This window comes from Pedobacter sp. 01N416, assembly GCF_056399685.1.
Genome location: NZ_JBFTRT010000200.1, coordinates 1 through 9,366 on the forward strand (window position 1 = coordinate 1; position 9,366 = coordinate 9,366).

The following is a 9,366-nucleotide window of genomic DNA, read 5'->3' on the forward strand; positions in this document are numbered from 1 at the left end:
ACTTATACCTGGAATGTAATGACATTTGATGCCCCTAGCCTCCGCATAAATCAATTCTTCGAAGCCTCTGCCAAAAATAAAAGGATCTCCCCCCTTTAAACGCACCACTACTTGATAATTTTGGGCATTTTCGACAATTAATTCATTTATTTTCTCTTGTGGTGTGTATTTTCCATAAGGTTGCTTGCCAACATAGATCATTTTGCAATTTTTCGGTGCAATCTCTAGCAATTTCTCATTACTTAAGTTATCATACAGAATAACTTCTGCTCTTTTTAGCACATTAAAAGCTTTCATAGTGATCAATTCAGGATCTCCAGGACCTCCACCCATTATAAAAAGTCCAAAATCGTTAGTTTTTTGATTCATAATTTTAATGATTTAACTATTTAAACATAAAAGTGATGAAAATTTATTAAAAAATTAAATTTTTTATGATAAAAATCACACAAAAACAACTTTTAATTGAATTTTAACCTATATTTGAATATCAAAAATCATATAAATATTAAAATATGAATTTTTGAATCGATTATTATCAATAAAAAACAATAAAACAAATAATTCGAAACAAAAAACAACCAACAGAAACCAACAAACACAAAATACCTTTAAGATTTATGAAAGAACCACAAATAATCGTAATAGGAAATGGAATGGTGGGATATAAATTCTGCGAAAAGCTAAGATCAAAAACCTCTTCTTTTAATCTTATTGTTTTTGGCGAAGAACCCCGCAGAGCTTATGACCGTGTTCATTTAAGTGAATATTTTAACGGAAAAACTGCTGATGATCTTTCTCTTTCTACTGAAAACTGGTATCAAGAGCAAAATATTACCCTTTTCTTAAATAATCCAATCGTTAAAATAGATCGCGAACTTCAAAAAGTTTATACAGCCAGTGGCCTTGATTATCATTACGATATTCTTGTTTTTGCAACCGGCTCGGGGGCTTTCGTTCCCAATATCCCTGGTATCGAGAAAGAAGGTGTTTTTGTTTACCGTACCATTGAAGATCTTGACCTGATTAGCGGTTATGCCAAAAAGGCCAAAACAGCTTCGGTTATCGGTGGTGGTTTACTGGGACTAGAGGCTGCTAAAGCATTAATAGATCTGGGCATCGAAAAAACGAGCATTATTGAATTTGCACCGCGCTTAATGCCAAGACAAATTGATACTGCAGGTAGCGATATGCTTAAATCTAAACTCGCAGATCTTGGTTTACAGATCCACTTAAATAAAAACACGACAAGTATTGAAGGCGATGGCCGTATTACCGCATTAAAGTTTAGCGATGATACTGCTTTAGATGTAGATATGCTTGTCATCTCTGCTGGTATAAAACCACGTGATGAACTGGCAAAAGCCTGCGGTATCGAGGTTGGTCCGCGCGGTGGAATTGTTGTGGACCAAAAAATGCAAACCAATGATCCGGCTATTTTTGCCATTGGTGAATGCGCTTTGTACGATGGAATGATTTATGGCTTAATTGCTCCTGGTTACGAAATGGCTGRAGTGTTGGCTGCAAACCTTTGCGAAGGTGAAAAAACCTTTACAGGGTTTGATATGAGCACTAAACTGAAACTGATCGGTATCGATGTGGCCAGTTTTGGTGATAATTTTATTACCGAACCCGATTGCCGCACCATCATCTTCGAAAACAAACACAAAGGCGTTTATAAAAGAATAAATGTTAGTAATGACGGGCAATACCTTTTAGGAGGTATATTAATTGGAGATGCAACAGCTTACAACCTGCTGTTGCAGACCTCTAATAACCGGATTGTATTACCAGAAAACCCTGAAGAACTGATTCTGGGTGCACGTGGCGGAAGCGAGCCTGCTGGCGGAGCCGGAATTACAGGTTTACCCGATGGTGCATTGATCTGTAGCTGTGAAGGCGTGAGCAAAGGCGATATCTGCGCTGCAGTTGCTGATGGCTCTTGCGAAAACATTGATGACTTAAAAAAATGCACCAAAGCAGGCACAGGCTGTGGTGGATGCTTGCCAATGGTTAAAGATTTGATGACTTATACCTTAAAATCACAAGGTAAGTATATCAAAAATGTAATTTGCGAACACTTTAACTATAGCCGACAAGAACTTTTTGACCTTATTCATATCCACGAACTAAAAAGTTATGATGAAGTATTGGATGCTTTAGGCAAAAATGACGGTTGTGAGGTATGTAAACCATTAGTGTCATCGCTCCTAGCCAGCCTTTGGAACGAAATGATCCTTAAAAAAGGAAATGATGTGGCCCAGGATAGTAACGACCGTTTTCTAGCCAACATCCAAAAAGGCGGCTCATACTCAGTGGTACCAAGGGTTCCGGGTGGCGAAATTACACCCGATAAATTGATAGTAATTGGCGAAGTAGCTAAAAAATATAACCTCTACACCAAAATTACCGGAGGTCAGCGTATTGATATGTTCGGTGCACACCTTAACGACCTTCCTATTATCTGGGAGGAATTAATCGCTGCAGGTTTTGAAAGCGGACATGCTTACGGAAAAGGCTTAAGAACGGTTAAAAGCTGCGTAGGTAGTACCTGGTGCAGATTTGGCTTGCATGACAGTGTAAGTTTCGCCATCCGGATCGAAGAAAGATACAGGGGTATCCGTGCACCGCACAAGTTTAAATCAGCTGTAAGTGGCTGTATCAGAGAGTGTGCAGAAGCACAGAGCAAAGACTTCGGCATTATTGCTACTGAAAAAGGCTGGAACTTATATGTATGTGGTAATGGCGGTAGCAAACCTCAACATGCCCTTTTACTGGCAACAGACTTAGATAGTGAAACCTGTATTAAATACATTGATAGATTTTTGATGTTTTACATCCGCACTGCCGATCCCCTTACCAGAACAGCAACCTGGCTGAACAAAATGGAAGGTGGAATAGATTACCTGCGGAACGTAATCATTAACGATAGTTTAGGAATGGCCGCCCAATGGGAAAATGAAATTGAAAACTTAATTGCCTCTTACAAATGCGAATGGAAAGAAGCTGTAGAAAATCCTGCGATCAGAAAACGCTTCTCTCATTTTGTAAATGCACCGGAAGACAAAGATCCAACTATAGAATTTGTTGAGATGCGCGGACAAAAAAGAACCGCCGAATGGAAAACAGTTTAATAAATAATCTTTACAAACCTTATAAAACCCAAAAATTATGAATGAACAATCAAATTGGCTAGCAGCCTGCCGAGTCGAGGATGCCATTGAGAACGGTGGCGTTTGCGTAAAACATGGTGAAGATCAGATTGCACTTTTCTATTTCACCAGAAGAAATGAGTGGTACGCCACACAAAATGAGTGCCCGCATAAAAAACAGATGGCATTAAGCCGTGGAATGATTGGATCTACTACCGATGAACCTAAGGTAGCCTGCCCTTTCCACAAAAAAACATTCTCATTGAGCACTGGCGAATGTTTAAGCGGTGATGAATGCGCAATAAAAACCTATCCTGTAAAGATAGAAAACGGAACCGTTTACATTGGTACAACACCAAAATCTTAACCTGACCCAGTAAGATTAACTATATTCGGTATAAACTTAAACCAAACAAACATGAAAATTCAAAATTATGCAGCAGTATCATGCTGCCTTGCACTTACCTTGTTCTTTTTTTCGGCCAAATCGCAAACAAAAGCTGTTCTTTTTGACGGCACTTTAGTTGCCGGATATGTAGATGGCGGTGCATTTCTCAATTGCGCTGGACCGGGCATTAAATTCAGCAAAAAGCCCTATAGTGTATTATTAGGTCTGTTACCTACTTTAAGAATTAAAGAAGACAAAGTGGCATCGGGTGCCCCAAAAAACAAATTACTTACACCTAGCCTTGGTTTTGGCTTAACAGCTGCATTTCGGCATGTAGCTTTACAACTCCCTTTATACTACAACCCTAAAACCGCAGTCAAAAATGGCGAATGGAACGTTGGCGTAGGCTTAGGCTATAAATTTTAAAAGAACCCATTTATTTATTTACGCTTAAACAGATCGTTATGACACTAAACTCCATTACTAAACCGCTAGATAAATTAAATATATTTTCGTTCAAAGGTGTTCAGATGAAAACCTTTCACATCACCTGGCTAACTTTCTTCTTTTGTTTTTTCGCCTGGTTCGGCATGGCCCCCTTAATGAAAATTGCAAGAGAGCAATTACACCTTACCAAAGATCAGGTGGGCAACATTCAGATTGCTTCAGTATCAGCTACCATTATTGCCCGTTTACTGATCGGACGGCTAATTGATAAATTTGGTCCTAAACTCATTTACACCTGGCTTTTGGTACTGTGTGCCATTCCGGTACTGTTAATCGGAACCAGCCATTCTTATACTTCATTTTTACTTTTCCGCTTGGCCATTGGCGTAATCGGCGCTTCATTTGTAATTACCCAATTCCACACCTCCATTATGTTTGCTTCGAACATTAAAGGAACCGCAAATGCAACTGCAGGTGGCTTCGGTAATGCAGGTGGTGGTGCTGCCAATTTATTTATGCCATTAATCGCATCTGGCATTACCGCTCTGGGCTTTTGTAGCACTGAAGACAGCTGGCGTTATGCTATGATTTTTCCCGGTGTAATGCTTTTAGTATGTGCTTTTTTATATCACCGTTATACTTTAGATACCCCACAGGGAGATTTTAAGGATTTAAAAGATGAAAACATAAAAAGCACCAAAAACACATTTTTAATCGCCGCAAAAGATTACCGCACCTGGATTTTAACCATTGCCTACGCTGCCTGTTTTGGTGTAGAAATAACGGTTGACAACTTCGCCCCGATCTTTTTTACTGATTCATTCGGTGCAACAATCGCCATAGCCGGAATGGTTGCAGGTATTTTTGGCTGGATCAATGTTTTTGCCAGACCATTGGGTGGAATTGTTGCTGATAAAATCGGTAAAACCTGGGGATTTGATGGCAAAACACTTTTACTTGCGCTATTGCTTCTGATAGAAGGAATCGGCCTGATCTGGTTCGCAAAATCGGGCAATATTGGAATGGCTATTTTTATGATGTTCGTTTTCGGTCTAAGTTTAAAAATGGCCAACGGCGCAACTTACAGCCTTGTTCCTTTCATTAATCCACTTGCGGTTGGTAGTGTAGCAGGTATTGTAGGTGCTGGCGGAAATATCGGCGCTATGCTTATTGCATTTATGTTTAAAGCCAAAGCTGGTCATGCTACTAAAAATGTAATCGAAAATGGGCATTCTATTCAAAAAGATCTGATCGATTATACCAGTGCATTTACCTTTCTAGGCTTTATCATCCTCGGAATTGGCATTGCTATATTTATTTTCAGAACCATTATGGCACAGAAAAGCGCAGAGATAGAAGATCTTGTACTTACACCGAGCAAATAGTCATACCAAAAGTAAAAATCTACCTACAATACCGTTGATCATTTGAAAGAAGAAAAGAATATATCGCTAAATAATACAACAACATGCTGCTATTGCGGAGTGGGCTGTGGTATTGTGGTAAATAAAGATATCCATGAGCGGATAACAGTTGAAGGAGACAAAAACCACCCTGTAAACAAAGGCATGTTGTGCAGTAAAGGCATGAATCTTCATTACACGGCGAATGACAAAAGTGACAGACTGCTGTACCCCGAAATGCGCTACAACAAGAATATGCCCCTACAAAGGGTTAGTTGGGATACCGCACTAGAAAGAACGGCAGCCGTTTTTAAAGCACTGATTAAAAAACATGGTCCCGATAGTGTGGCTTTTTATGCAAGCGGACAATGTTTAACGGAAGAGTATTATGTAGTAAACAAATTGATTAAAGGTTTTATCGGTAGCAATAATATCGATACCAACAGCCGCTTATGTATGAGCAGTGCGGTTGTTGGTTATAAAATGAGCTTAGGTGAAGATACTGTGCCCATTAGTTACGATGATATTGAAATTGCCGATTGCATTTTTGTTGCGGGTGCAAATCCAGCATGGTGCCATCCTATCCTTTGGCGCCGTGTTGAAGCCGMAAAGCAAAAAAATCCAGACTTAAAGATCATTGTCAGTGACCCGCGAAAAACGCAGACCTGCTCGCTCGCCAATGTCCATCTGCAACTCAATCCAGGCACCGATATTACCCTTCACCACGCCATTGGCCGATGTTTAATTGAAGATGGAAAAATCGATGCTGATTTTATCATCAACAGCACCAATGGTTATGAAAAATACCATGCTACCGTTTTCGAAACCTCACTGGCCGAAGCAGCAGTTGTTTGTGGCATAAAAGAAAGTGATATCCGCTTGGCCGCATCGTACATCGGCAATGCAAAAGGTTTCATCAGCATGTGGACCATGGGGCTTAACCAAAGTGTGGTGGGTACTAATAAAAACCTTTCATTAATCAATCTAAACCTGATTACCGGCCATATTGGCAAACCTGGAAGCGGACCTTTTTCACTCACTGGACAACCAAATGCTATGGGCGGACGAGAAGTTGGTGGTTTAAGCAATTTATTGCCGGCACATCGGGTTTTAGCCAACGAAAGTCACCGCAATGAGGTCGAAAAATTTTGGCAGATCCCATTGGGCACCATACAATCTAAACCGGGCTTAACTGCAACCGAAATGTTTGATGAACTGAATACAGGAAAGCTCAAAGCAGTATGGATTTTATGTACCAATCCATTGATTAGCCTACCAGATGTTCGTGTAGCCGAAGAAGGATTAAAAAAAGCGAAATTTGTAGTTGTTCAGGATATTAGCAACAAAGTAGAAACCTTAAAATACGCTGATGTGGTTTTACCTGCAGCTGCCTGGGTAGAAAAAGAGGGCACCATGACCAATGCAGGCCGCTATATTTCTTATCTCAGTAAAGTAACCGAAGCACCTGGAGAAGCCTTACCAGATTCGGAAATTATCTGCCGGTTTGCAAAAAAAATGGGTTATCACGGTTTCGATTTCAAAAGTGCTTCCGAAATATATAACGAGCATGCAGCCCTTACGGAAGGAACCAACATTGATATCAGCGGACTTAATTATGAGATTTTAAGAAAAAAAAGAGCCGTTCAATGGCCTTACCCGAAGCAAGAAAAAGCATTCGGAACAGCCAGGTTATTTACCGATCACCAGTTTTACACACCAGATAAAAAAGCCAATATTTTATCATTTGATGACCAAAACCAATCGGAAGCTTTAACACCGGAACATCCATTGATTTTAACCACCGGAAGAATCAGAGATCAATGGCATACCCGAAGCAAAACAGGCAAGGTAAATAAATTGAACCAGCATATTAGTGAATCTTTTTTAGAGATCAACCCAATTGATGCTGAAGCCCGGAACATTAAAGACAATGATATTATCGAAATTTCCAGTTTACGTGGAAATGTTCGTGTAAAAGCAAAATTTTCGGAAGATATTAAACCTGGAGTGGTTTTTATGCCCATGCACTGGGGCAAAATCTTAAAAAGTGACCTAAACCGGGTGAATAACCTCACCAATAACCTGGTTGATCCACTAAGCAAAGAACCCGATTTTAAATTTAGTGCTGTAGAAGTAAAATTATATCAAAAAGCCCGACAAAAGATCATTGTTATTGGTGCGGGAGCTGGTGCCTGTGGTTTTGTTAAAAGTTACAGGGCCTTAAATACCGAAGATGATATCGAGATCTTTAGCAAAGAGAATTTCCCTTTTTACAACAGGGTACTTCTCCCCGATTACATTATTGGCACTTTACCATGGCATAACCTCATTAAAATGAGCGATAGTGAAGAAACCGATTATAGAATTAAACTGCACCGTGGGTTAGGTATCGAAAAAATCAACAAAGAAAATAAAACCGTTATTGATAGTAACGGAGAAACCCACCATTACGATATCCTGCTCCTGGCCACGGGAAGCAGGGCTTTTGTGCTTAAAGATATCCCGAAACTAAACGGCATATTTACCATGCGCAGCCGTAACGATGCCGACAGTTTTAAAAAACACGTGGATACCACAAATGGAAAAGTAGTAATTGTTGGTGGCGGTTTATTGGGTATCGAACTCGCTACATCTTTGGCCGAAACAGGATCAAAAGTGACGATTATCCAACGGATATCAAGATTAATGGGTCGCCAGTTGGATGCATTAGGCTAATTGCCATAGGTACTGTTCCGAATACCGAACTGATTAAAGAAGCAGGTATAGAATGCAAGAGAGGTGTTGTAGTTGATGAATACCTGAGAACCAACGAAAAAGACATTTATGCTATTGGAGAAATTGCCGAATTTAATGGCCAGATGTATGGCATTACCGCAGCAGCAGAACAACAGGCCGAAATTGTAGCCCGGTTTCTTTGCGGAGACATTGCTAAATTTTACCAGGGCAGCCTGCTCATGAATATCCTTAAAATGCACAGTTTAGAACTCTGTTCATTAGGTTTGGCCGAAATACCGGACAACGATCCGACTTATGAGGAAATTGTTTTTATTGATAAAGCAAAGCGCTACTATAAAAAATGTATTGTACACAATGATAAACTGGTTGGAGCCATATTAATTGGCGATAAAAGTGAGTTTTTGGAATTCCGCAACCTGATCGAAAATAAAATGGAGTTGAGCGAAAAGCGGCTTCAATTGTTAAGAAGTGGCAAAACAACCGAACCCATTATCGGCAAAACCGTATGCAGCTGCAACAATGTTGGCGAAGGCAACCTGATCAACAAAATTAAAGACGGCTGTAAAGATCATTTGCAGCTTTGCCAGTTAACTGGCGCTGGAATGGGCTGTGGCAGTTGCAGGCCCGAGGTAAAAGCCATATTAGATTCTTTTGTAAATGTATTAAAAACGGAACCTAAGCAGGTTTTAGTAGAGAAATGATAGATTTTCGTGATTCTTCATAAGCGTGTATCATAGTATGAATTGTCATCCTGTCCATAGGACTCCTACGAACAACATGACAGAATAAGAAGAGTAAGTTCTCTTTCTTTAATGAAGGTTCAGAGAATAATATTTAAAATTGAACAAAGTGATGAAAGTAAAAATAGGTCCTTCAGAATTTAAAAACCTAAAAGGGATTGAATATTTTAAGTTCGAGGAAGATTTTATTGAAGAAAATGTGCGTTGTATCCCGATGATCGTACGTTTTAAAATGGATGCCGCAGGAATAAAACTAAAATTGGCTGAATGGAGTAAATTTCATCCATCAGAAAGAATCCAACTGGCTTTACTACCGGTTTCAACTCAGGAACAAACAGATAAGTACCATCAATTTCTGATTGGCCTGATTACAAAATATACTGGAAATCAAGCTACCACGCTAGCTATCGATCCGCTACCCGATTGGGGAAACCTACATCAAATCCCTACGATGCTAAAAGAAAAGGCGACAGAATTAGCATTACAGCTTTCCATAAACC

General features: G+C 39.7%; 8 protein-coding genes and 1 pseudogene. 8 read left to right on the forward strand and 1 reads right to left on the reverse strand.

All coding sequences use genetic code 11. The features are described from left to right. Positions 1 to 369, reverse strand: a 369-nt coding sequence (locus AC1DND_RS12795) for a uroporphyrinogen-III C-methyltransferase (protein WP_477582096.1), incomplete at its 3' end; no start/stop codon positions are given. A 251-nt stretch (positions 370 to 620) separates the two neighbouring features. Between AC1DND_RS12795 and nirB the strand changes: the two genes are divergently transcribed. The 8 genes and pseudogenes from nirB to AC1DND_RS12835 all read left to right on the forward strand — a co-directional run. Continuing rightward, positions 621 to 3,134: a nitrite reductase large subunit NirB gene (gene nirB / locus AC1DND_RS12800; protein ID WP_477582097.1), complete on the forward strand. Its 2,514-nt coding sequence runs from the start codon at positions 621 to 623 to the stop codon at positions 3,132 to 3,134. A gap of 37 nt (positions 3,135 to 3,171) precedes the next feature. Continuing rightward, positions 3,172 to 3,519: a nitrite reductase small subunit NirD gene (gene nirD, locus AC1DND_RS12805; RefSeq protein WP_029276048.1), complete on the forward strand. Its 348-nt coding sequence runs from the start codon at positions 3,172 to 3,174 to the stop codon at positions 3,517 to 3,519. A gap of 51 nt (positions 3,520 to 3,570) precedes the next feature. Then, the gene (locus tag AC1DND_RS12810; RefSeq protein WP_251029902.1) at positions 3,571 to 3,966 is read left to right on the forward strand and encodes a hypothetical protein; all 396 of its coding nucleotides are present in this window, start codon (positions 3,571 to 3,573) and stop codon (positions 3,964 to 3,966) included. 38 nt (positions 3,967 to 4,004) lie between these two features. Continuing rightward, positions 4,005 to 5,372 carry an MFS transporter gene (locus tag AC1DND_RS12815; RefSeq protein WP_477582100.1) on the forward strand — a complete coding sequence of 456 codons (1,368 nt, stop codon included), beginning with the start codon at positions 4,005 to 4,007 and terminating at the stop codon, positions 5,370 to 5,372. A gap of 42 nt (positions 5,373 to 5,414) precedes the next feature. Beyond that, on the forward strand, positions 5,415 to 8,105 hold the full coding sequence (locus tag AC1DND_RS12820) for a molybdopterin-dependent oxidoreductase (RefSeq protein ID WP_477582102.1): 2,691 nt from the start codon (positions 5,415 to 5,417) through the stop codon (positions 8,103 to 8,105). Positions 8,106 to 8,152: 47 nt separating this feature from the next. Further along, positions 8,153 to 8,218: pseudogene (locus tag AC1DND_RS12825) on the forward strand (hypothetical protein); the annotation flags it as partial. A gap of 30 nt (positions 8,219 to 8,248) precedes the next feature. Then, positions 8,249 to 8,827: a (2Fe-2S)-binding protein gene (locus AC1DND_RS12830; RefSeq protein ID WP_477582103.1), complete on the forward strand. Its 579-nt coding sequence runs from the start codon at positions 8,249 to 8,251 to the stop codon at positions 8,825 to 8,827. Between the two features lie 151 nt (positions 8,828 to 8,978). Continuing rightward, positions 8,979 to 9,366 (forward strand): nitrate reductase associated protein (locus AC1DND_RS12835; RefSeq protein WP_477582105.1); only part of this gene is annotated, 388 nt, incomplete at its 3' end.